At 62.3% G+C, this 23,125-nt stretch carries 18 protein-coding genes; 13 read left to right on the forward strand and 5 right to left on the reverse strand.

Going from position 1 to position 23,125, the window contains the following annotated elements; genetic code table 11:
• Positions 1 to 16 precede the first annotated feature (16 nt).
• Positions 17 to 1,531, forward strand: coding sequence for an RNA polymerase sigma factor (locus V5E97_RS08960; protein ID WP_406698982.1), 1,515 nt, complete (start codon positions 17 to 19; stop codon positions 1,529 to 1,531).
• Positions 1,532 to 2,283: 752 nt separating this feature from the next.
• The gene (locus tag V5E97_RS08965; RefSeq protein WP_406698983.1) at positions 2,284 to 2,835 is read left to right on the forward strand and encodes a hypothetical protein; all 552 of its coding nucleotides are present in this window, start codon (positions 2,284 to 2,286) and stop codon (positions 2,833 to 2,835) included.
• Between the two features lie 624 nt (positions 2,836 to 3,459).
• On the opposite strand, the gene V5E97_RS08970 is transcribed toward V5E97_RS08965, so the two are convergent.
• On the reverse strand, positions 3,460 to 3,708 hold the full coding sequence (locus V5E97_RS08970; RefSeq protein WP_406698984.1) for a hypothetical protein: 249 nt from the start codon (positions 3,706 to 3,708) through the stop codon (positions 3,460 to 3,462).
• A gap of 309 nt (positions 3,709 to 4,017) precedes the next feature.
• Here V5E97_RS08970 and V5E97_RS08975 point away from each other — a divergent pair, with 309 nt between their 5' ends.
• Complete coding sequence (locus tag V5E97_RS08975) at positions 4,018 to 4,809, forward strand: hypothetical protein (RefSeq protein ID WP_406698985.1); 792 nt, start codon at positions 4,018 to 4,020, stop codon at positions 4,807 to 4,809.
• Positions 4,810 to 5,042: 233 nt separating this feature from the next.
• Here the strand turns inward: V5E97_RS08975 and V5E97_RS08980 are convergent, their stop codons facing one another.
• Positions 5,043 to 5,801: a hypothetical protein gene (locus tag V5E97_RS08980; RefSeq protein ID WP_406698986.1), complete on the reverse strand. Its 759-nt coding sequence runs from the start codon at positions 5,799 to 5,801 to the stop codon at positions 5,043 to 5,045.
• 479 nt (positions 5,802 to 6,280) lie between these two features.
• Here V5E97_RS08980 and V5E97_RS08985 point away from each other — a divergent pair, with 479 nt between their 5' ends.
• Positions 6,281 to 7,489, forward strand: a complete 1,209-nt coding sequence (locus V5E97_RS08985) for an acyltransferase family protein (protein WP_406698987.1) — start codon at positions 6,281 to 6,283, stop codon at positions 7,487 to 7,489.
• A 203-nt stretch (positions 7,490 to 7,692) separates the two neighbouring features.
• On the opposite strand, the gene V5E97_RS08990 is transcribed toward V5E97_RS08985, so the two are convergent.
• Entirely contained in the window at positions 7,693 to 8,142 is a 450-nt protein-coding gene (locus V5E97_RS08990; protein ID WP_406698988.1) for an ankyrin repeat domain-containing protein, read from the reverse strand.
• Positions 8,143 to 8,609: 467 nt separating this feature from the next.
• Here V5E97_RS08990 and V5E97_RS08995 point away from each other — a divergent pair, with 467 nt between their 5' ends.
• From V5E97_RS08995 to V5E97_RS09030, 8 genes are all read left to right on the forward strand, one after another.
• A complete protein-coding gene (locus V5E97_RS08995; RefSeq protein ID WP_406698989.1) occupies positions 8,610 to 9,578 on the forward strand; it encodes a 3-hydroxyacyl-CoA dehydrogenase family protein in 969 nt (322 codons plus the stop codon).
• Positions 9,579 to 9,702: 124 nt separating this feature from the next.
• The gene (locus V5E97_RS09000) at positions 9,703 to 10,572 is read left to right on the forward strand and encodes an HpcH/HpaI aldolase family protein (RefSeq protein ID WP_406698990.1); all 870 of its coding nucleotides are present in this window, start codon (positions 9,703 to 9,705) and stop codon (positions 10,570 to 10,572) included.
• A gap of 212 nt (positions 10,573 to 10,784) precedes the next feature.
• On the forward strand, positions 10,785 to 11,537 hold the full coding sequence (locus V5E97_RS09005; RefSeq protein WP_406698991.1) for a phytanoyl-CoA dioxygenase family protein: 753 nt from the start codon (positions 10,785 to 10,787) through the stop codon (positions 11,535 to 11,537).
• 1,443 nt (positions 11,538 to 12,980) lie between these two features.
• The gene (locus V5E97_RS09010; RefSeq protein ID WP_406698992.1) at positions 12,981 to 13,181 is read left to right on the forward strand and encodes a hypothetical protein; all 201 of its coding nucleotides are present in this window, start codon (positions 12,981 to 12,983) and stop codon (positions 13,179 to 13,181) included.
• 443 nt (positions 13,182 to 13,624) lie between these two features.
• A complete protein-coding gene (locus V5E97_RS09015) occupies positions 13,625 to 14,260 on the forward strand; it encodes a sigma-70 family RNA polymerase sigma factor (RefSeq protein ID WP_406698993.1) in 636 nt (211 codons plus the stop codon).
• Positions 14,261 to 14,324: 64 nt separating this feature from the next.
• Positions 14,325 to 17,819 carry a WD40 repeat domain-containing serine/threonine protein kinase gene (locus V5E97_RS09020; protein ID WP_406698994.1) on the forward strand — a complete coding sequence of 1,165 codons (3,495 nt, stop codon included), beginning with the start codon at positions 14,325 to 14,327 and terminating at the stop codon, positions 17,817 to 17,819.
• Positions 17,820 to 17,933: 114 nt separating this feature from the next.
• Positions 17,934 to 18,089, forward strand: coding sequence for a hypothetical protein (locus tag V5E97_RS09025; protein ID WP_406698995.1), 156 nt, complete (start codon positions 17,934 to 17,936; stop codon positions 18,087 to 18,089).
• A 111-nt stretch (positions 18,090 to 18,200) separates the two neighbouring features.
• Complete coding sequence (locus V5E97_RS09030) at positions 18,201 to 19,226, forward strand: DUF1559 family PulG-like putative transporter (RefSeq protein ID WP_406698996.1); 1,026 nt, start codon at positions 18,201 to 18,203, stop codon at positions 19,224 to 19,226.
• Between the two features lie 59 nt (positions 19,227 to 19,285).
• On the opposite strand, the gene V5E97_RS09035 is transcribed toward V5E97_RS09030, so the two are convergent.
• Together V5E97_RS09035 and V5E97_RS09040 are read right to left on the reverse strand one after the other, a co-directional pair.
• On the reverse strand, positions 19,286 to 20,005 hold the full coding sequence (locus V5E97_RS09035; protein WP_406698997.1) for a class I SAM-dependent methyltransferase: 720 nt from the start codon (positions 20,003 to 20,005) through the stop codon (positions 19,286 to 19,288).
• Positions 19,992 to 21,014, reverse strand: a complete 1,023-nt coding sequence (locus tag V5E97_RS09040) for a glycosyltransferase (protein ID WP_406698998.1) — start codon at positions 21,012 to 21,014, stop codon at positions 19,992 to 19,994. The genes V5E97_RS09035 and V5E97_RS09040 overlap by 14 nt, the downstream gene beginning before the upstream one ends.
• A 601-nt stretch (positions 21,015 to 21,615) precedes the next feature.
• Here V5E97_RS09040 and V5E97_RS09045 point away from each other — a divergent pair.
• The gene (locus tag V5E97_RS09045) at positions 21,616 to 22,923 is read left to right on the forward strand and encodes an aminotransferase class III-fold pyridoxal phosphate-dependent enzyme (RefSeq protein WP_406698999.1); all 1,308 of its coding nucleotides are present in this window, start codon (positions 21,616 to 21,618) and stop codon (positions 22,921 to 22,923) included.
• Positions 22,924 to 23,125 lie beyond the last annotated feature (202 nt).

Here is a 23,125-nt window from a genome sequence, read left to right on the forward strand (position 1 = left end):
AGCGGAGTGCAAAGTTGTGGCGGACGCTCGAAACACGGAAATACACCGATCCCTCCGTGGCCTTTTCAGCGTGGGAACGGTCGCGGGCCAATCCGATCGTGAGCTCCTGGAGCGATTCAGCGCCCGTCGCGGGGAGGCGGCCGAGTTCGCGTTCGCGGCCCTGGTCGAGCGACACGGCCCGATGGTGATGCGGGTCTGTAGCAAGATCCTCGACTCGCACGACGCGTCCGACGCCTTTCAGGCGACCTTCCTGGTTCTCGCCAGGAAGGCCGGTTCCATCTACTGCCGCGATACGTTGGGGCCGTATCTCCACGGGGTCGCCCATCGCGTTGCGAGCGGCTGTCGCTCGGCCGCGGCGCGACGGCGGAGGCACGAACGAGGGTATGCCGAGAGGGCCGTGACCACGTATGTGGACAAGCCGCCGGACGATCTTGGCCGGGTCATCCATGAGGAATTGGGGCGGCTGCCGGAGCGATTCCGGGGAGTGGCCGCGCTCTGCGACCTCGAAGGCATGACTTACGTGGAAGCCGCCGGGCGGCTCGGCTGTCCGCCCGGCACGGTCATGAGCCGGCTCGCCGAGGCGCGGCGACGGCTGCGAGTGAGGCTGGCTCGGCGAGGCCTGGCTTCGTCGGCCGGCGTGATCAGCGCCACGCTGGCGGCCGAGGCCAAAGCCACGGTCCTGCCCTTGGCCCTGGCCGAGGCTACGATTCAGGCCGCGACGAGATTCGCGACGAGTCCCTCGACTTCCGGGGCGATCATTTCCGCCTCGGTCACTGTTCTCGCCGAAGGAGTGCTCAGAGCCATGTTTCTGACGAAGCTGAAAACGCTGGCGATGGTGGGCTTGGTCGCGGGGGCGGTCGCGACCGGGGCGGGAGTGCTGGCCCAGTCGCCCCAGGGGAGGGCGACTGGCCCGGGTAGCGTAAACTCGGCCGCTCCAGGCGACGATCCGTTGCAACCTCCGGAAAAGAGGCCGTCCTCCGGAGTGGGGAAGCCAGGGTTGCCGGGGAAGAGCAACGCGACTTCCCCGACTGCCAAGGAGCCGCGCCGACCTCAAGGGACAACTAAAACAACACGTGTCGCTTCTGGAAAGCAGCCGCACTTTGCCAATGCCCCCGGCTGTGTATGGTTGGTGAGACCAACGTCTTTTGGGGCCGACTCCATGGGAGGGTTTTGTATACATAGCAAAGTTAGCTACACCGTGGCTGACCCGACCGTGGACCCTACCAGCGGGAGCTTGCGGATCTTGATCGTCCATGCCTCACAGGGAGAGCCTTTCACACCAGGAGAGCCTTCGTCAGACTTTCCCGGACTTCAAGTTGTCGCCTTCGATGCGGAGGGTAATCGCTATCCGTTCAAGCAAGGCAATGAAAGCTCCGAGGGGCGCATCCAGAAAGGCATCTCAGTCTGGCATACGAGCTTCACCCTCGATCCGAAGGTGCTCGCGCTGGAGAAAGTGTCTTACCTCGGTATTGAAAAGAAGCCCACCGAGCCGCAAGACCAAGTGCGAGTGTTGGGGGACCCCACACACTAACGGATTCCGAAGTTCGTTGGGAGCTCGACAAACAGACTATTGGCGCATCCGGCAGGGATATGTTTCGCTTTTGCATGAGTGGTTATGGTGTTTGTTGTTGGGTGTTCCACGCGGCGCGTTGGCCCCGTGGAACGTCTCTCCTGCCCGCGACCCCTCAGCTCTGTTCGACGTGTTTTGAACCGTAGAACCGGTGAGGCGTGCATCATCGGGATTTGAGGTCGCTTAACGTCCGAAGACGGTGTCAGGAACGTGTCAGTGGCCATGGGAATATGGCAAAACTGCAAATCTGTCCGCGAGTCTTGGTCGCTTACTCATGTCTTCTGGTTTATCCTATTCAGGGGCATGGTCACCGACTGCCCGTGAGCATTAGGCGGCGAAGGTATCGACGAGCCGATACGACCGCGAATCCTGCGAATCAGGGAGATCTGCCAGTCCGTACCGAATACCTCGGATGGCGGCAGCGGGTCCCTCATTCTCAGGGATGCAACCTTGCGGCCCAAACTTGCTGCCTCGGTCGTCGCCGCCCTGGCTGCTTGCGGCATCGCTCTAGTGTCGCGGTGACAAGATTCGGAGGGCGAGACGCAGAGCAGGACGATCATCCTTTCCAGCATGTGGTTCGCCAAGCACCAGGACCAGGACGAGGAGAAGAGCATCGCCGCTCATGAGATGGCGCATGCCCTCCGATACGTGGCGTCCATCAAGACCGTCGACGAAGCGGGTCGGGCGAAGGGATCAAATGCGAGGAGACGAGTATGATGATTCATGGTTTGAAAGCGATGCGTATCGCCGCGACACTAATCGCGTTCCTCCTCATGGTCTCGCGCGTGGGGGCCCACGAAGATATGATCGCACCGCTTGTGAAAGTGGAGAAAGTCTACGCGACTCCCAAGCCCCTCGGCCCCTTGCGAATCGCTTACGCCGATTCCGAGGGCGGCAAGCCGCAAACCCTGCTCGTGAAGTGCGATTTGTTTGGACGAAGCATCCCGGCGGAGGGGCTGCTCGACTTGCCGCGTCCCGACTGGAGCCTTCTCTCGGCGGCCTATTCGCTGACGTCTTTCGAGTCCGGCAAATGGGTCGAGCGGCCCTACCTATACCTCGTCGTACCGCTGCATGGCCCGGCAGGTGAGTCCTGGGAGCAGACCTGGGCCACGTTCCACTTCGACGCGAACGGGAAGCTTACTCGGAAGATCAAACGCTTCGTTCCCATGAGCTCGCCCAACGCCATCCGCGTCCTGTGGGAGGATTGGGGAATCGGGTCCAACGTGTCCGCGAAATCGGTGCTCGAAGCCGCACAGCGGAAGTGAGCACCATCGAGCAACGGCCGTGGTGGTCGTGTGCTGGTTCATTCTTCCCGAGAGCTCTCTCGGCGGTACAAGGAGTTCGCAGCCCGCGTAAGCCCGTCTCGGAGGTGAGAACCTCGTTCACACGCAAGTCCCGCAAGAGAGAGGACGAGGAAAAGAACGAGCCCGTCGAAGAGCAACGCCACTCCTTCGTGGCCGCCGGGACGGAATCTGAGGCCGTGAATCACGCAGAGTATGCAGGGGGCGACAGGCCACCCGCGCCAGAACATGGCCTTTGTGACTGGGGCCAACCCCTCAGGAGTGACCTCGCCCCACACTTCCTGCCAGCCGGAATTCCGAAGATTCGCCCAGATCCAGGCCCCGGTGAGCAGCGCGAGGAAGAACGCGGTGATCGGACGGACGGGACGGATCCACCGCGCAACGGCAGCAAGAATTACGGTAGCGAAAACAATTGGGAAAATATATAACATGCTCAAGTCATCACGAAACGGTGCTAGGAGCCCGGCACCTTAAGAGATGAGTAGGACAGGGCTCCTGGGCAGTCCTTCGCGAATGCAACCCAGGCGAAATCCTGCCTATCTCTCCCCCGTTCGCCTGGGCGGCACGTTTCTGCCGGTTGGCGCAAGATTACGAGCGGCTGGCGACGACGTTGGTGGGCTTGTATCCCTGAGCCTTGAGGGGCGCGGCCAGGTCGACGACGTCGGACTCGCTGTAGAGGAGGGATCGCAGCTGGTTGGGATCGTACCGCCGCACACCGATCAACAGTGCGTACTTCTCCCCCTTGGGCGCTTCGCGATCTTGGGCCAGGGCTGGCATCACCAGCAGCGTAATTACCAATCCGGTCTCGGCGATCCCGACAGCCCAACGGATACGCATGGTTTACCTCCGCATCATCGCGACGGTGTTCGCTTCGCTGAAACCATCACGAGAGCATAGCTGATTCGGAACCTGCTCACCATGTCCTCACTTCGGAGCCTGGAATCTCAGGGCTTGCGGTTCGATCCCCATAGGCGTAGGCCTCACGGCGGTTCAGGCCAATCCCTTGCGAAGGACCTGACCAGGCACCTTCGAGACGCAAGCTCCATTCTATCGGACCGTCGGCTCCGTTATGCTGGAAAGCCGTTCGGGGGGGCTAGCGATCCACTCGGCTTTGGTAAGCCGAACGGCCGGAGGGCTGAGCCTTCGATGATCGAAGCCGATGACCGCCTGGTTGGCGATCCCGTCTGGGAGCTTTTCCCTGACCCCACTCCGGCGCCGGGGCAAGACGCTGGATTCGTTGTCCGGTGTCAGTACGGTCTGGCGACTGCTGTTCTGGTCGCCTTGGCGTGGTTATTGACCCCGGTCTTGTCGGTTGTGACCGTTTGCCTGGCGGTCGCTGCGCCGGATTTCCGCGCCAGCCGACGAATCGCGAGGTCGATCCCCGATAAGGCAGGGGGCCGGATTTGCTTGCTGTTCACCTGGGCTTGGGGGGCATTGAAGCTCGGGATGGCCGCCTTCACGCTGATGTTTCTCATCATCATTGCCCACGTCAAAGCAGGGGGGAGGCCAGACGTCCCCTCAACGTTCCTCGCGGCATTGGTGCTCTGGCTCGCCGGCGCGACGACGTCGGCGGCGTTGACTGCCGCTGGCCTGGTCAAGGCGTGCCGATCCGGCATGCGGGTCTGGGTGGGAGCGGGGATCAATCGAGCGCGTACCCTCCTGTTGGGGATGCTGGTCGCTGGTTTCGCCTATGTCGTACTCGTGCCCATGTGTGTGTGGCTCGCCGCTGTGTCTATACGTCCGGGCGAGCACCGAGGCAATGATCTCAGCCCGTTCCTGGGATTCCTCGGCTGCGTGGCCGCCGGCCCGATCGCCGTCGTGCTTACCCTCGACTGGTTCAGCCGCCGCGTCGTCGCCGACCGCCCCGGCAAATTTGGGCCGAAGGTGCCCGCCGTGGGGAAGTGGGGCACAGTTCCGACCGACTCTGCCGAGCTTTGATGGCTATGAGGAAATCATTCCCGATTAGCTTGAATCGGCGTTAGGGGTGTTCATAGCCAGGCACCCAAGAATAAGTAGGGCAGGGGCCCTGGAGAGTCCATCGGGAATGCGACCCAGGCTCAGTCCTGCCTATCTCTCCCAGATGAACCACTTGAAGTGCCTGGCGACTCGACTCGCCCCCTCGGTGGCGGAGCGAGAACCAGAGGTCGCGGCTGACGGGCTCGGGCATTGGCTCAACGATCAGCGAACAATCTCTTGTTAGGCTTGATCTCCAGTCCGCTGATACCGGAACTCACGATGGCGTTTTTCAGACGCGCGGAGACGTAAACCGTGATCCCCAGTCGGGCGAGCCTGAAAAGATCGACCAAGGGCCCATGGCCCCGTCGGAAGAACAGCCGCTTATACGCGATCCTGCTGAATCGCTCGCAGCCGTCCAGCTTTCCCGCGGACGCCCTCCGCTGCTTCTCCAACCAATCTTCGAAAGAGTCGATGGCGACCGGACCTCTCGGAAGACCGAGCATTTCGGCGAGGTAGAACTCGGATCGCTCGAAATCGATCGCTGTCGGCGGGATCTCGTTCCGGACGTGGAGATATGTCAGCGGGCGTGCGGAACCCGTATGGTCGCTGACGATCGCCGGGTATTCGCGAAAATCGCCCAGGTTGCACTGTTTGAACACGGCCAGAGCTGTTTGGTTAAGCAGATGTCCCTCGGACCAGAGGCTCGACGATAACACGTCCGTCCAGCGGGCCGTCGGTTGCAGTTGTTGCTCTGGAATGGGGACCGCCGGGAATCCGTCGGGGCCGAGTCCTTCGGATTCGTCCCAGTCGTGCGGTTCGCACAGCAGCGCCTGAGGATAGTCGCCGACGGACTCGTCGGTTGCGGAACGGAGTTCCCAGTAGTCAGGTGAAGCGTCCTGCCCTGCGACTGGTTTGTCGGCGAGAGCTTCGAGCCGTTCGGCAGCGACGTCGAACGGGTGCTTGTCATTCGGCACGGGATGCTCCGTAGGGGACCTGAACAGGCACCTTCGAGACGGTAAGACGGGAGACTTAGTGAATCCGTCAGATCATTACCATGGGGATTTTCCGCATCACGGTGGACAACCCATCTTGAGTGCCTGACTTGAGTCCTCGCCGACTAACAAGTCAATTGAAATCACCGAGTTTTTGGCTTGAGCTGTGTGTTGAGTGCTTGGTTTGAGCTCTGTGAGCCCTCCTTGAGCCCTGCGCGGGGGGACGCGCGAGTCCCTATCAGTCGGGCGGGAATGTGCTGGAATTCGGCCATATTTGACAGGATCGACGGGTGGCCTGGACGATTACAGTGGGGCCAGCGATTCGCTATTGTCAATTTATGGCGACTTCAGACTCACGTGGAATCCGTGATTGATTGCGGCTAGAATACCATCCAAATATGATGCGGACGAGGGTAATTGATGCTCGGTAGATTATTCGACGCGATCGGAGTTCTCAGGCGATGACCAGCGCAACCAAGCTTAAATTCACGGGGGCACGGGTCCTCGGCCTTGACATACTCCGGGTGGTCGCGATCTTTCTCGTCCTCGGACGACACATGACTTTCGACCGGTCCCAAGTACCGACCCCGGTGTGGTTAGTCTTCGCGGTCTGGATGCGCGGGGGCTGGGTGGGGGTGGACCTGTTCTTCGTCCTGAGCGGGTTCCTGGTCTCAGGGCTCTTATTCGCGGATTATCGCAAAAGGGGTAAGTTGTCCGTTGGCCGCTTCTACTTCCGCCGGGGCTGGAAGATCTATCCCCCGTTCCTGGTCCTCATCGGGGTCACCGCGCTGGTGGACATAATCCGTGGGAATCTTGCCCGGTGGCAGTATGTCGTCGAGTTGTGTTTCCTGCAAAACTACCTGGAAGGGCGCTGGAACCATACCTGGTCGCTCGCCGTCGAGGAGCATTTTTACCTGGTGCTCCCCGCCCTGCTAGCCGGCCTGGTCTGGCTTGGCCGGGGCCGAGTTGACCCATTCAAGCCACTTTTCGGCGTCGTCGCTCTGACAGCCCTGGCCTTGCTTTCGCTACGAACTTATCTTTATTATTCAACCCACAGCTTCTCTTACTTAGGCAACCTCTTCCCCACCCACCTCCGTCTCGACTCGCTGCTGTTTGGCGTGCTCATCGCCTACCTCTACCACTTCCACAACGACTGGTTCGTGGAAACTCTGGGCCCGCGACGCCGCTGGCTCATCGCGGGTGGCATTGCCGCCCTATTGCCGGCATTCCTCTTTCAGCTCGAGAAGACCCCGTTCATCTTCACCGCTGGGCTTACCCTGTTTTATCTCGGCGGTGGGGCGATCCTCGCCGGTGTCTTGCTCTGCGAGCTGCCAAGGAATCGGGTCACCGTCACCCTCGGCATGATCGGCGCCTATTCTTACTCGATCTACCTCTGGCACATGCCGGTCCTTGTTTGGGGCATGCCCGCCCTGGAACGATTGGTGGCGAGGAAGCTGGGCTTCGCGGTCGAGGTCTCAGTCTACCTCGTCGGATCGATCCTTGCCGGCATCATCATGGCTAAACTCGTCGAGGTTCCATCCCTGCGGTTGCGAGACCGGTGGTTACCAGCCCGAGGGACGTCCCACTCGGAAGGGGCACCGGCTCAACCCTCGCCGCCTGTCCTGGACGCCGAGTCGGCTTCGGGTCTGCTCTTGAACGCAGGCGATTAGACGGTCCCTCTCGCCCGTCCTGAGAACTTCCGGTCGACTGCCGGTTCCGCCCCCCGGGGCCGTTCGACCGGGGGGGCGAGTGAGCCGCCAAGCCTCTCACTTGGCGATTCCACCCGGCTCCCCACGAAACTGTACTTTCTGGAAATTAATTAATTCGGAGTGGCACGGCGGACCCAACCTTACTCGCGGCCATCGCCACGCCGTCAGTTCTTCGGGTCGCCATGCCCGAACAACTTCGCCACGACCTGGTCCCTGAGTGAGGCACTTTCCCGAGGGCTGCGGCCGTAACGGTTCTTATGGTCCGGGTCGGCCCCGCCCGCGAGTAACATGGTCACGATGGCGAGGTTGCCTTCCGTCCGACGGGCGAGACACGCTTGATGCACCGCGGTCCAAAGCGGACCGTTGCCGTGGGGGTCCGCCTGGTTCGCGTCAGCCCCGGCATCGAGTAACAACTCGACCACGTCCTGATGGCCGTTCTGGGCCGCCACATGCAGTGGCGTAGTGCCCTGATCGCCGACAACATTCGGATCGGCTCTGGCCGCCAACTCGCGGCCGACGGCGTCGCGGTCGCCCAACGCCGCGGCGCACCAGAGAGCGGGCCATCCCGAGCCGTCGAGCACGACTCGCCACACGTCTTCCGAAGACCTCGACACCCGAGCCCCCTCCGCCAGCCGAGCGGGATGGACGAGGGCTGGCCCGACCGGGACGATGGCGGTTACCACACTGCCTGACATCCCGAGCGGAGCCGACCCTCGATGACATCTTATCACCCGACGCCCGGCCCGGCCGGCTCGCCCTACGTCTATGGCCATGTCTTCGTCGTCCTCGCGTTCCGTCCTCCTCTCACTCACGGAAGTCAGGGGGCAGACTCTCCCCGCTCGCCTAGTTGTTGCCGGCAGTCGCGTGTGATGGCGAGGCTTTGGTAGGTACTTGAGCTATGGCAGGTTGGATCACAGAGTACTTGCGATCTCTCGGATGATTTTGGGGATTTGTGAAGCCGTCCGGTTGTTTCAAAGGTTCGTACAACGTAGGATGCCCTTCGTCGGTCCCTGGCATCCTCGTGGCTGACGAGCCAACCGCAAGGGGATGATCGCGGCCTGGACCCGCGGAGAATCAGGACATGGATGCCGAACGCGTTGGGGTAGTCGGGCTGGGCCTTTTAGGGCAAGGCATTGCGGCCTGTTTCGTCGCGCATGGCTTCACGGTCGTGGCGGTGGATCGAACGGACGAACAGCACGCCGCGGCCCGTCAAGGGATCGAGCAGGCGATCGAGGAACTCGTCGCTCGTGCCGGCTTCGATCCCGACCTCCGCCAGGCCTGGTCGTCACGCTATCTACCCGCGGTGAACTTCGAGAACTTGCAGGCCTGCTCATTCGTGGTTGAGAGCGTGACCGAAGAGGCCATGACCAAGGAGCAAGTGTTCGACCTCCTTGAGGCGGTGGTCGATCCTCGGGTGATCATCGCGAGCAACACCTCCGCGATTCCGATCACCCGGTTGCAACAGGGGCGAACCCATCCCGCTCGGTTCGTCGGGATGCACTGGGCGCAGCCTGCGCATCTCACTCGCTTCATGGAAGTAATTCGCGGCGAATTGACCTCGGAGTCTGTTTTTCAGGCGACGGCCGCGCTGGCGCGGCGGATCGGCAAGGAACCTTCGCTCTGTCAGAAGGATGTGCCGGGCTTCATCGTCAACCGGATCGGCTATGCCATGTATCGCGAAGCCCTGCACCTGCTCGACTCCGGGGTGGCCGACGCGGAAACGATCGACCGCTCGATGCGCAATGCGCTCGGACTCTGGGCCTCGATCTGCGGGCCGCTCCGCTGGATCGATATTAGCGGTGGCCCGGAACTATACGCCCGTGCGATGGAACCGGTCCTCCCGACGCTGAGCAAGGCCGACGAACTCTCACCCTCGTTGCGCACGCTGGCCGATGCCGGGGCGCGGGGGATTCAGAATGGGCGCGGCTTCTACGATTACTCGCCTGAAGACGCGAAACTCTGGCAGGAACGCTACCGACAGCACGCCTGGGAGGTGTCGCAGTCATTGAATCAATCGTTTCCCCTGGACGACGAGGGGCGGGCATCTTGATCCGATTCGAGACTGCGTCTCTCCTGTCCAGAACCTTTGGAGACGCTCAGGAATCTGTGATCAACGGATTTATTTGATTTCAAGTGTTTGCGGTTCTTTGAATCTTTAGGAAGGATGCGATTTCATGCGGTTCAGTCGAGTCAAAGCCAAACTGCGGCGAGGCGAGCCCGCGCTCATCACTTGCTGCCACTTCATCGACCCCAGCGTCTATGAACTGACGAGCTTGCTCGGCTTCGACGGCATCTGGCTCGACCTGGAGCATCATGCGACCAGCGATGAGACGGCCTCGAACCTGATGCGTGCCGCGCGGGTGGGAGTGTCCGACATCATCGCACGGCCGGCCAAGGGGGAATATATGCGAATGGCCCGGCTGCTCGAAGCCGGTGCCCAGGGCATCATGTATCCCCGTTGCGAGTCGGCGGAGGAAGCGGCCGAGGTGGTCCGCTGGGCCAAATTCGCGCCACAAGGGGAACGGGGAGTGGATGGCGCCAACGGCGATGCCCCATATTGCGGGATGCCGATGCCGCCTTACCTCCAAGCGGCCAATGAACACACCTTGATCATCGTTCAACTCGAATCGCTTCAGGCCCTGGATCAGGCCGAGGCGATCGCACGCGTGCCAGGGGTGGATGTGCTGATGCTCGGGCCGGGCGACCTGAGCGTGCTGTCCGGGATCCCTTACCAGTTCGACCATCCGATCATCGGCGATGCGATTCGCCGCACCGCCGACGCCGCTCGGAGCGCGGGCAAGTGGTGGGGGACCGTCACCGGCACGCCCGAACACACCAAGATGCTGATGGATCTGGGAGCGACGTTCCTCTGCCACGGGGCCGACATTGTCATGGTCAAGAAGGGCCTCGAACAGATTCAGGAACACTACGCTCCCCTCGGATTCACCTTTGAAAACCGGATCGCCGCCGAGGCCGCCGAACTGGCCCGTGCGTTTGCGAACTCCGCTTCCCAACGCGAAGCAGGTTCTCTGGGCAAGTCCTGATTCGCGGTGGGGCTGGTTCAGCCGGATGGATTCCCACTTGGAAGTTGGGGATTTCGTCCGGCCCGGCTCGGCGGAGCGGCACGTTGAACCCACGGCTCGACCCTCGACGTCCACTCACGAACTCGCCGGATGCCTCACGGGGCCTGGTTTTCAAGGGGACACGAGGGCGTCCCGTGAGCGACTGGTGATCCACTTCCCTTCGGGAGTTCCCCATGACCGCCGAGATTGACAAGTCTCGTTATGATGAGGATGGGTTCGTGGTGGTGCGTCAGTGGCTCTCCCCCGGCGAGTTCGCCGAACTGAGAGATCATGTCGATCGCTACATCCGCGAGGTTGTCCCCGGGTTGCCGGATGCCGACGCCTTCTACGAGGACAGGAGCAGGCCCGAGACCCTCAAGCAGTTGCAGCGGATGGAGCAGGACTCGTTTTTCGCCGACTACCGCCACCACCCCGCCTGGAAGGCGATCGCCGAGGGGCTGCTCGGGGAACCGGCCCACGCCGACGGGGTCGAGTGGTTCAACAAGCCGATCGGGACCCACCACGTCACGCCGCCGCATCAAGATAACTTCTATTTCTGCCTGCGGCCGCCACAGGTTCTGACAGTCTGGCTGGCGCTTGACCCGGTGGATGAGGAGAACGGCTGCTTGCGGTACGTCCGCGGTTCCCAACGCCGGGGGATCCGCCCTCATCGGCGGACCTCGACGCTTGGCTTCTCCCAGGAAGTTGCCGACTACGGCGACGCCGATCGGGCGGACGAGGTTGCCGTGCCGTTGCAGCCGGGAGACGTGGTGATCCATCACGGCGACACGATCCATCGAGCCGACGCCAACCGTTCCGCGACGCGCCATCGTCGCAGCTTCGCCATGGTCTTCAAAGGGCTCAGTTGCCGCCGGGACGAGGCCGCTTACGCTCGTTATCTCGAGGCCGCGAAGACGCTCCGGCAGGAGATGGGCCTGAAGTCCTGAGGCGTTCGATGAGGGGGGGGGCGGTTCCCCTTGGGAGGTTCCGAAGCTTTCGCAGCCCTTGAAGTGAGAGGGGGCGGCTGCGAAAGCTCTGAGCCACTCAATTCAAGATCAGCGATCGCGATCGCTCTCAAAACCTTGTCCGCCAGTTTCCGAGGAGCGGGGCGACGGTCGACGCGAAGGGGAGCCGGTCGATTTCTGTGTCGCCGGCTCATCACTCCTCCGAAAGAGGCCCGCAGGGGTCTGCGTCTTCGCACCACGGGACGACGAAGAAAAAAGGCTGGCCCGGGGCGCTGGAAGGCTCGACGAAGTGGAGGACGAGGCCGCTCTGTTGCCGATCGAGCCGACCCGGTTCATGCCAAAGCCAGGAGGCTCGATCATCGAGGGAGCTTGTGAAGAATTCGTTGTATCACGGCGCAAGGAACGGTCTTCGGTTGACTGAGAGTTGGAATTCTTTCCCAGGTATTCACGATAGAGTTGGGCTCGTTTCGCAGGATCACGTTCTTTCAAGTACTCTCGGTAGGCATCGCGGCGCGTGTCGCGTTCTTTGTCACCGAACCGGCTCGAGACCCGCGCTGACTGGAACCCTTTTTCATTCTCGTTTTCGAGACCGTCTGCAAAATCATAAGACGATCGCAACCCGCCGCGTCCTTTCACGCCGGAGAGTGTGTCACCAAACCCTTCCGTTCCGGTTTCTCCCATATAACCACGGAAATGGGGAGCGAACCGAGACTTTGTGCTTTCCGGGATCCGGCGACGGAACTCATTCTCCTTCGGCACCGAGGCGGGACGTTCCAAGGGTCCGTAGGATTCGTACAGGCCCCTCGGATCGGTCGGGTCAACTTGTGCCTTTGACAAGGTCGGCGCGATGAGTGTCGCCAGGTTGGCGATCACGAGAAGCCGGACAAATTTAGTGAAGTCCAAGGCCATTAAGCACCTCCATTTCTCTGGGCGAACAAATTCAGCTTTGGTCCTGAAGCCTCAAAGAGTCACTCGGTTTCCCGCAATTCTCGCTCGGAAGTGGAAACAGACCAGGACTTAATCATGCCCGTTGAACCCTTGAGTTGCAATCTTCGCAACACAATTGTACGGGTTCGTCATCAAAACGAGGGAGCAAACACCGCGGCAGTAAGGTCGTTCGCCCTAATCGTATTCGGCCTACGATCGGCCTAACTTCGCTCCACTACGACGGTTTCAACCACCTTTCGCTCGATCTCCCCGCGCAGGACGGCTCCGGCATCAGAACCGTGTTGTCCGGAATTATCGGCCGGAACCTGGTCCCAAGAGGATCGAGCCGACTCTGGGCTGCGCCGTTTTCAGCGTGCCCCGGCCGGAATTCCCTGTGCGCGGTGACAACTTAATCCTACAGCGATATCTCTGTCTGACGACAAGGACACGCATTGCACTCGTTCTCCCAGGCCCCTGAACTCGCTCGCGGCGGGTCTGGTGGCAGTGCCGGAGGCGGGTGAGCACACCTCGATCAAGCAGCGAATTGAACACGTTGCGGAACTGGGGCGTGTCGAAACGCTCGAGGCCGTCGAGTCGGGGAGCGTGGCCGCTCCGGCGGTCTCCTCTGGCCTGGAGGAGTCGCTCCGGCTCTGCCCGATCGAGGATCGCTGCGGTTTGGAATCGACGCGTGGTCGATAGCCTCGCGAATGGCTTGAGTAAACTGTTCGAGTTCGGCTTACTGCTCAGGTGGCAGGGGTGCGGAGGGCATGGTGGGGCTCCCGTTCCGGCATCAGGTTTTCCTCAGCAGTCACCGATTCCTCTCTGCTGCACAAAGATTCCACCAACTTTCAAGACGCCTGCCGCGCGAACTATGTGCGGAATCAAGATGTTTGGTTTTCAGAAGGGTCTGACGTAGAGTGGGGTGAGCCTCGGACGGCAGGGCATCGCCGGCGATGACACCCATCCTCAGGAGAGGATGTGCATCAGAGCCGGAGTCGCTCCGTCATCGCGGCCCGCTCCCCGACTCCCCGCTGGAACCGCTCCGTCGCCGGCAGCGATCCGGCCGATGCATCTCAGGAAAAAAAAGATCGGCTTGTGGACAATCGACCCCGACTCGCAGTTCAGTTTCCATGGAACCAGCGATGGCGAGCGATTCGAGTGAGACTCAGGCACTGATCCTACGCGTGGAAAGCGGTGATGATCGCGCGCTGACTGAGCTATTCGCGCGTTATCGCGGCCGTTTGCGGCTGATGATCAAGCTGCGTCTCGATCGCAGGCTTCAGGGCCGGCTCGATCCCTCCGATGTGCTCCAGGAGGCTTACATTGAGGTGGCCAGGCGTGCACAGGAGTACGTGGGCAAACCCGCGATGCCTGTATTTCTATGGCTCCGTTGGATCACGGGCGAGAAGCTGCTCGCGCTACATCGCAGGCATCTTGGCGCCCAGATACGAAATGCCGGCCAGGAGGTCTCGCTGCATCGAGGCTCGCTGCCGCAGGCCAGCTCGATTTCCCTGGCGGCAATGCTCCTGGGGCAGCTTACCTCTCCGACCCACGCCGCGAGGCGGACCGAAATGCAGGTCCGTCTCCAGGATGTTCTCAATTCATTGGATCCCATCGACCGCGAAGTCCTGACCCTCCGCCATTTCGAGGAACTGAGCAACGGCGAGACTGCCCAGGTGCTCGGCCTCTCCAAATCGGCGGCTAGCAATCGCTACATGAGGGCCTTGCTTCGTCTCAAGGAGTCGTTGTCAAGCATTCCCGGCTTCCTCGAGTACTGATCCGTCCCCCTTTTCAGGGCCACCGCCATGTCCGCTGGTGGTCCCCCCCCATGAGGGACCCTCGATGCCTGACTCGACTTCCTCTGGAGACCGTGACCCCGTCGAACGCCTTGCGGAAGAGTTTGTCGATCGTCAACGCCGCGGTGATCGGCCCGCGATGTCCGAATACCTCAAGCAGTATCCCCAGTGGGCCGCACGTATTCAGGAGGTCTTCCCTGCCCTGCTGGTGATGGAACGACTCAAGCCCAAAGGCGAAGCGCAAACCGGCTCGTTCGACCGCGAGGTCAGCGGTATCGGCTTGGCCCGGCTGGAGCAACTGGGCGAATATCGCATCCTCCGCGAGATCGGACGCGGCGGCATGGGCGTGGTTTGTGAGGCTGTGCAGGAGTCGCTGGGCCGCCACGTCGCCTTGAAGATTCTGCCCTTACACGGTCGGATCAACGCGGTCCAAATGGAGAGGTTCCGGTTGGAGGCACGCTCAGCGGCACGACTGCACCACACGCACATCGTGCCGATCTACGCCGTCGGTGAACACGAGGGCGTGCCCTATTATGCGATGCAATACATCCCCGGGCATGGCCTCGATGCCATCCTCGCGGATCTGCGGCGTCTGCGAGACCGCGGGCTGGCATCCGCCCCGGCGGCCGGAAACGGGGCTGTGGGCGAGGACAATGGTTCAGTCGCCGTGGCACGTTCGCTCCTGTCCGGACGTTTCGTGACGACCCAAGACGGGGTGTTGGAGGCCAATGCGTCGGCGAACGGGCACCCGGGCGATGTGACCGCGGCCGGGGACGGCGCGGGGCAGGCCTCCCCTGAGCCAGCCCGCTCCGCAAGCCGGCCCCCGTCCGGTCGGGGTGACGGGTCGGTGCTTTCGCATCCGACGGCGTCGGATTACTACCGCGCCGTCGCCCGCCTGGTGGTCCAGGTGGCCGAGGCACTGGACCACGCCCATCAGCAAGGCGTCCTGCATCGCGACATCAAACCGTCCAACCTGCTGCTGGATGTCGAGGGCCACGTCTGGGTTACCGACTTCGGCCTGGCCAAGTTGGAAGGTATCGAGGGCCCGACCGAGACCGGCGATGTGGTCGGCACCTTGCGGTACATGGCTCCCGAGCGATTCGATGGGTGGTCCGATCGCCGCAGCGACGTGTACAGCCTGGGCATGACCCTTTATGAGCTGCTCACGCTGCATCCGGCCTACGACGCGCTGACGCGTGCGAAGCTGATCGACCAAGTGATCCACGACCCCGCACCCCCGCCGCGCCGGCACGACCCCAAGGTCCCCCGCGACCTGGAAACGATCGTGCTGAAGGCCATCGCAAAGGAACCCGGCGAGCGGTACGCGACGGCGGAGGCGCTGGCGGCGGACCTGAGGAACTTCCTGTCGGACAAGCCGATCGTGGCCCGTCGGAGCCGGCTGCCGGAGCGAGCCTGGCGGTGGTGCCGGCGGAACCCGGCGGCGGCCGGCTTGCTTGCGACCACCGGCATTGCCGTACTGGCCGTGGTCGGAGTTGCGACCTTCTCTGTGATGAACATGCGGTTGGAGCGGGCCTACTCCTTCCATCGGATGGTCCTCGCGGAGCGCGAGTTGCAGGACAACAATGCGGGTCGGGCCGAACAACTTCTCGACGGGATCCCGACCGAGTACCGCGGCTGGGAATGGGATTATCTCAAGCGGGTATGCCACTCCGAGTTCAAGGAGATCTCAGAATTCAACAACCCCGTCTTCGGTGTCGCATTCAGCCCCGATGGCCGGAAGATCGCCGCCGCCAGTATGCACGATGGCGTGATCGTCTGGGATGCAAGGACCCAGCAGCGACTCGGACGACCTTACGGACTCACCGGTTCGGTCACCTCGGTGGCCTTCAGTCCCGACGGCAAGCGACTCGCCGCGGGTGACTGGAAGCAAGGGCAACCGGGAGCGCTCTGGATCGGGAACGCAGAGACCGGGCGCAAAGAACTCATCATTCCCGCTCACGTCGGAATCATCTGGTCCATTGCGTTCAGCTCCGACGGAGGACGTATCGCCTCGGCGGGCGAGGACGGAACGGTACAAGTCTGGAGCCTGGGAACGGGTGATGGGATCAAGACGCTAAAGGATGAGACGGAAGGATTCACGAGCGTCGCCTTCAGCCGTGATGGGAGATACCTCGCCGCAGCCACCGGGACCCGTTACGAGTTTCCTCTCAAGAAACCGCGCGGCGTGGTAAGGATCTGGGACACCTCAACCTGGCAAGTGGTCCATACGCTCAAGAAGCACACGGGCAGCGTAAACTCCGTCGCCTTTTCACCGGATAGCCGACGGCTTGCCTCTGCCGGTTCGGACCGGACCGTGAGGATCTGGGACACGGAGACGGGCGTTGAGCTCTCTACCCTCCGCGGACACACTCAGTTCGTCGTCGGCGTGGTGTTCAGCCCCGACGGCAAGCGACTCGTGTCGGCCGGTGAGGATGGCACCTTGAGGGGCTGGGATACCGAGACCGAAGAGATTCTTCTCGTCCTCAAGGGTCACGAGAACATGGTCAACTGCGTGGCCTATAGCCCTGATGGGAAGGACATCGCCTCGGGCGGCGATGACAAGACGGTGAAGATCTGGGACGCGGCGCAGGCGCCTCTCGCCCGAATCCTCGGCGGAGCAGGTCGCAACTGGTTTACTCGCGTTGCCTTCAGTAGGGATGGCGGGCGCCTGGCTGCCGCGAATCTCGACCGCACGGTCACAATCTGGGACCGATCCGACTACCGGGTCCGAGGGACCCCCCGCGTGCATGACGACCCGATCTGGGGTCTGGCATTCAACCGTAATGGACTGATTGCATCGGCATGTGGAGATTCGAACCGGCCAGGACCGCCGGGTGGGGTGGAGGTCTGGGATTCGGCGACGAGCCGATTGGCGTTGACCCTTCTCTCACGCGTGACGGTCGTCTGGAGCGTTGCGTTCAGCCCCGATGGCCAGTTGATCGCCGCTGGAGGAGGCGACCTGCAAAAAGACTTCGTGGAACTGAAGATCTGGAAATGCGACGGGCTCACGAGGAGGTGGACCGAGCTGCACAGCCTTCGTGGTCACAGCCGGGGAGTCTCAAGTGTCGCCTTCAGTCCTGATGGCCAATCCCTCGCTTCAGCGGCGAACGATGGGGTCATGGTCTGGAATGTCAGATCCGGCGAATGCATCCGCACCTTCGGGCAGAGGTCGGTCATGGGCCTTGCGTTTAGTCCCGATGGGAAGACCCTTGCCGCAGCCGGCTTTCGATCCGTCAGGCTCTGGAGTCTCGCATCTGGAGCGGAGATGAATGTCCTCCAGGGGCATATCAGCCAGGTCCGACAGGTCGCTTTCCACCGCAATGGCGGACGTCTCGCCTCCGCGGGCGACGACGGGACCGTGAAAATCTGGGATGTGCCCACGGGCCAGGAAGTGCTCACGTTGCGCGGGCACAAGGCCCCGGTCTGCGATGTTGCGTTCAGTCCCGATGGCCGACAGCTCGTCTCAGCCAGCCGCGACGGGACCGTGCGAATTTGGGACGGGACTCCCTGGCCCATCCCGCACATTCCGACTGTTCCGTGACCGACGCTCGAGAGACCGTGTCGACATTCGTTACGAGTGGCGGTCGGCTGTCCCGACTCCGCTCTGGATCGGAGAGGCGGTGGCAAAGCCGTGTTACTGACACGAAGAGAGAAAGTGAGGTCCGGTGCCGTGCTGGCCGTTGTCACATTCTGCCTGGCCGTGATCCGGTTGAGCTGCTCGTCGAACGGCGTGGGGACGATCACGATCCACACCAGCAAACCCGCCGGTAAGGTCGTCCAACCCGGTCCCATTGCCGCACCGATTCCCTGAGTCAAGGCCGAGCATCCCGGAGAATCCCTACCCTCGGGCGCAAGATTTTCGGTCAAGGACCGTGTTCGGAAAACTGACTAACGAGAATCCCTTCCTGGGGAGTCCACATCCATGATTGGGCATGTATGTCGCCAGGCACGTCGCCGCGGATTCACCCTGATCGAGTTGCTGGTGGTGATCGCGGTCATCGCCATTCTGATCGCCCTCTTGCTCCCGGCCGTCCAAGCGGCACGTCGCATGCAATGCAGCAACAACCTCAAGCAGATCGCGTTGGCGGCGCACAGCTACCTCGCAGCCCATAACGCACTGCCCCAAGGCCTCATGGACCAGCGGTCGTTCCCCAACCCTTCGGGCTGGCCCCACACGACATCGGGAAGCCTCTTCGTTTCCTTGCTTCCCCACATGGGGCAGCAGCCTGTCTTCAGCGCGGTTAACTTTAATTTCAACATGTATAACGCGCCGAATTTCACGATCTCCGCCACGGGGATCGGTACGCTCTGGTGCCCCAGCGACTTCAATGTCTCCCAGGCCCAGTCCCTGCCCGACGGCACCCTCTTGGACCCCGGCGCGGTCACGATGCACTACACGAGCTATGCCGGGAACGCGGGGACATGGTTCCTCGTTTGGGATCAGCAAGCCGTCCCGCAGAGGAGCATGAACGGCCTATTTCATATCAATAGCGCCGTCAGCCTGGCTCAGATCACCGACGGCACGAGCAACACGCTCGCCTTCGGCGAGCGCGCTCATAGCCTACTCGACGAGGAGTCGGCCCGATCGTGGCACTGGTGGACCTCAGGCAACTACGGTGACACGCTCTTCTGTACCCTCTGGCCGATGAACCCCTTCGGCAAGTCGTCGTCGATCTACGGCAACAGCGGCGACGCCAGGACCTCGGCCTACATCAGCGGCGCCTCCAGCCTGCATGCCGGCGGCTGCAACTTCGCCTTCGCCGACGGCTCGGTCCGCTTTCTCAAGGACTCGATCGATACCTGGCCCCACGATCAGACGACCGGCCTGCCTCGCGGCTTGACTTTCGACCCGAAGGGGCCCTACAAGGGAAACGCCGAGCGGTGGCGCGTCTATCCGGCCCTGTCCACCTGCTCCGGCGGCGAGGTTATCAGCGCCGACGCCTACTGATCGGACCGAACTGGCGTGGACGCGTAGCAGATTGGCGACCGAACGGCACTGCGACCGACCTATACTTCGTCTTTCCGCCAGATTCCGAGCACCGACTTGCCGAGATGGAAGCCGAGGATCGGATCGATTACGCGGGAGAGCCGCACTGCGAACTTATCCCAGAACGCGATCTGGCGAGCGTTGGGCATGGCGCTTTGAAGCACCAGGCGGTTGCCGAGCGAGGCGAGCATGCCGACCGAGTCGAGATAGGAGAGCCTGACGAGAGAAAGGCCCTGGGGGGCCGTGGCGCGGAGGGTCCGGCGGGTGTAACGGCGGAAATGGCCGATGGCCTTGTCGAAGGGAGTGTAGAGCCACTGATGCGCCGGGGAGAGCACGATCACATGGCCCCCTGGGCGCAACCGGGCCATCGCGCGAGCCATTTCGGCGTGGTCATCCTCGATATGTTCGAGCACGTCCATGTACAATAGAGTGTCGAACCCGGAATCTTCGTCGATCTGGTCGAGCGTTCCGACCACGACTTCGCAGCAGGCCGGGAGCGATCCCTGGGCGATCGACTGGGCCAAGCGGTCGGCCAGCGCGGGGTCGGGCTCCAGGCAGACCCAGCGCTCGGCGTTCTCGTGGATCAGGAAGCTGGTCGTTCCGCCGTGCCCCGCTCCGACTTCAAGAACCTTACGGCCGAGGTAGGGGGACACCTGCCGGCGCACGTACGACTTCCAGATCGTCGCTTCGGCGAACAGGTCCAGCTCCGTACCGACGTACTTGAATTCACTGGCTGTCATTGGTCTTGCCACCACTCTGAGACACGCCAGGCTCCGACGCCGTGGCACGGATGGCGGCCCGATCGCCTTGAGGAAATGGCCTGACCCCGTCCACGAAGATTCCATAATCTCGGCTCGGGAGAAATGTCAGGTTGTGCCGTGACCCCAGGATAACAAAGCTGAAGACGAACGCCATCATGATCGCGTGAGTGAGCATGATCAACGACAGCCCGGCGGCGAGCGTTGCCCACCCGGGGATGGCCCACGCGGTCGTGAACCGAACAGCCACCACGGCAAAGATCCCGGTCAGTGAAAGGAGGGCCAGGACAACGCTCAGGGCCAGAAGTCGGACGCCGACAATGTCGCCGTAGACCGAGATCGCGCTGAGGCCGTGCGTGACCAAGCCGACGAAGTTCATCGACGAGCGACCGCGGAGCCGCTTCGCCCGCCGCGTGGGAATCGTGCAGAAGGGCTGGCGAGAGCGGAAGGTCGCCGCCGCATAGTGATTCCAGAGCTCGGCGACCACGACCAGGCTGTTCAAACGCCGTCTTGGAATCGCGCTGAAGTTTCCCACGCGGACGCCCTGGCCGATCAGAGCATAATGAATCAATTTATAAAGAAGATAGAATAGGCGAAAAGTGAAGGTTTCGGAGCGGCGTGTTCTTGCGGCGAACACGATCTTTTGCCCCCCCTCGGATCGCAGACGTTCGAGCAGTCGCGGGACATCGTTCGGGTCATCCTCGCCGTCGCCGTCCATGACCACGATCGCCTCATGGTTCATGCGGTCTTGCGCGTAGGCGAGTCCGATGGCAATCGCTCGCTGGTGGCCCAGATTCCGCCGGAGGGTCAGGATCTCGAGCCGTCGAAGCACGCGAAACGGCTCGCGGACCAGATTGGCGCTCGCGTCGACCACCGAGGCGTCGTCCACAACGAGGATGTCGGCGGCCATCCCTTGGGCGGCCAGAGCGGCGTCGAGCCGGGGGAGCACCTCGGCCAGCGCCTCCCAATCGTTGAACAGTGGAATGAGCACCAGGACCGGAGCGTCACGATCGGAAGGATGACTTGGTTCACGTGTCGCTTGATCCACAGGGCTTTTGCCTTCAAGTCGAGAAATCTCGATCAAATGAGGTGAATCGGCTGAGCGGGACGATCATCGCGGTCATTGGCACGCCGAGCTTGCCACCGGAAGAGCCCCAGACACCGGTGTGTGAAATTATAGGATTTGGTTGATCGTTCAGGGAGCATGGCGTTGTGGAACTGAGTCACCTTTGGTGTGTGCCACTCGGCTGTCGATCGCCCTCAATGGGGGAACTCCCTGTCAGTCGCTCCCCGATTTCCAAACGAGGAGAAGTGCGTTCCTTCCTCGCAATGGGCATTAGACTGGATTTCCAAAGAAGGTCAACTAGCCGCCGTTCTCGACGACGCTCGGGATGAACCCACTCGTTCCGGTCGGAGACTGGCCAGTCGAACCTTGAGCACGCTCGGCCTGGCCCTCATCGTTCTCGGTGCTTTCGATTGAGGGGACGCCCAACGTCGGCTACGATCGGCGGGCTTGCCCGACGGCGATCGCGAACCCTCAGGACTCAAAGGGATCGGGAGAGAAGATGCCGCAATCACGAGTGCCTTGTTCGATGGACCTGTACCGACGCGCAATGGAGCGGATTCCAGGGGCCACACAACTGATCAGTCGGCGGCCGAACCGGGTGGCTTACGGGGTCTCGCCCGTCTACGCGGCACGGGCCGCCGGGGCGCGGTTCTGGGACGTCGATGGATTCGAGTACATCGACTGGATCAGTGCCATCGGAGCGATCTTGCTCGGTTATGCCGATCCGGTCGTCGATGACGCCGTCCGCGAGCAGATTGGCCTGGGAACGATCTACGCGGTCAACCATGAACTCGAGATCGAACTGGCCGAGGAGCTGGCGCAAACCATCCCGTGCGCCGAGATGGTCCGCTACGCGAAGTGCGGCGGCGAAGCATGCGCCATCGCCATCCGGATCGCACGCGGGGTCACCGGGCGGGACAAGGTCCTCTTTTGCGGTTACCACGGCTGGCACGACTGGTATCTGGCCGCCAACCTGGCGGGCGATGCCCACCTGAACGCCCACTTGTTCTCGGGCATCGAGCCGATCGGCGTTCCGCGCGGCCTGGCGGGGACCGCCTTACCGTTTGTCTATGGCGACTTGAGCTCGCTCGGCGAGCTGCTCGATCGGCACCGGGGGGAGGTTGCGGCCGTCATCATGGAGCCGATTCGGTCCGAGGCCCCGCCCCCGGGCTATCTCCAAGGCGTGGCCAAGCTCGCGAGAGAGCAGGGGGCCTTGCTCGTCTTCGACGAGGTCTCCGCGGGCTTGCGTTACGGCATGGGGGGAGCGCAGCAATATCTTGGCGTGATTCCCGACATGGCGGTGTTTGCCAAGTCACTCTCCAACGGCTACCCGATGGCGGCCGTCGTCGGCCGGCGCGACGTGATGGAGCCGTCGGCGCGGATGTTCATTTCCAGCACTTACTGGAGCGATACGATCGGTCTGCGGGCCGCCTTGACGACGATTCGCGAGGCGCGGCGACGCGACGTCTCCGGCCAGTTGTGGCGGTTCGGCGCAGAGCTGAAACGGACTCTCGACCGGGCCGCCGCCGAGTCGGGTCTCAACGTGCGCTGCCGGGGAGTCGACGTTCATCCATCGCTCGATTTCGCGATCGACGCCCCGGAGCTCAAGGGCGAGGTCACGACGCTCTACATCCAGGAGATGGCGAAGCGCGGGTGCCATGGCTACGCCTCATTTTATTTAAACGCCGCGCAAGGGCCAGCCGAACTCGAGCAGACCGCCCTTGCCGCTCGCGAGACCTTCTCCCTGATCAGGGACGCCCTCGACACGGGAACGGTCCCCCAACGCCTGGAATGCTCCATTCAGCAGGACGCGTTCCGTCGACTCGTGCGATGAACGCGGCCGTCTTTTTGAAAAGGTGGCTCGATTCCAGCGGAACCGGTCCGCACCGAGTGGCTGTGCCGAAGTTTCGGGCTCCGTGGTGGTCTTCGTCTCGAAATTCCGATTTTTCCTCCAAGGGGCGACCGGCGTTCGGTCGAATACCACCAGACATGGCGTCTCATTCGCTTGCTTCGCTTGGGTGTCCTTCGTAAAATCA

It is taken from the genome of Singulisphaera photorubra (assembly GCF_045290345.1).
In the GTDB taxonomy this organism is placed as follows: Bacteria; Planctomycetota; Planctomycetia; order Isosphaerales; family Isosphaeraceae; genus Singulisphaera.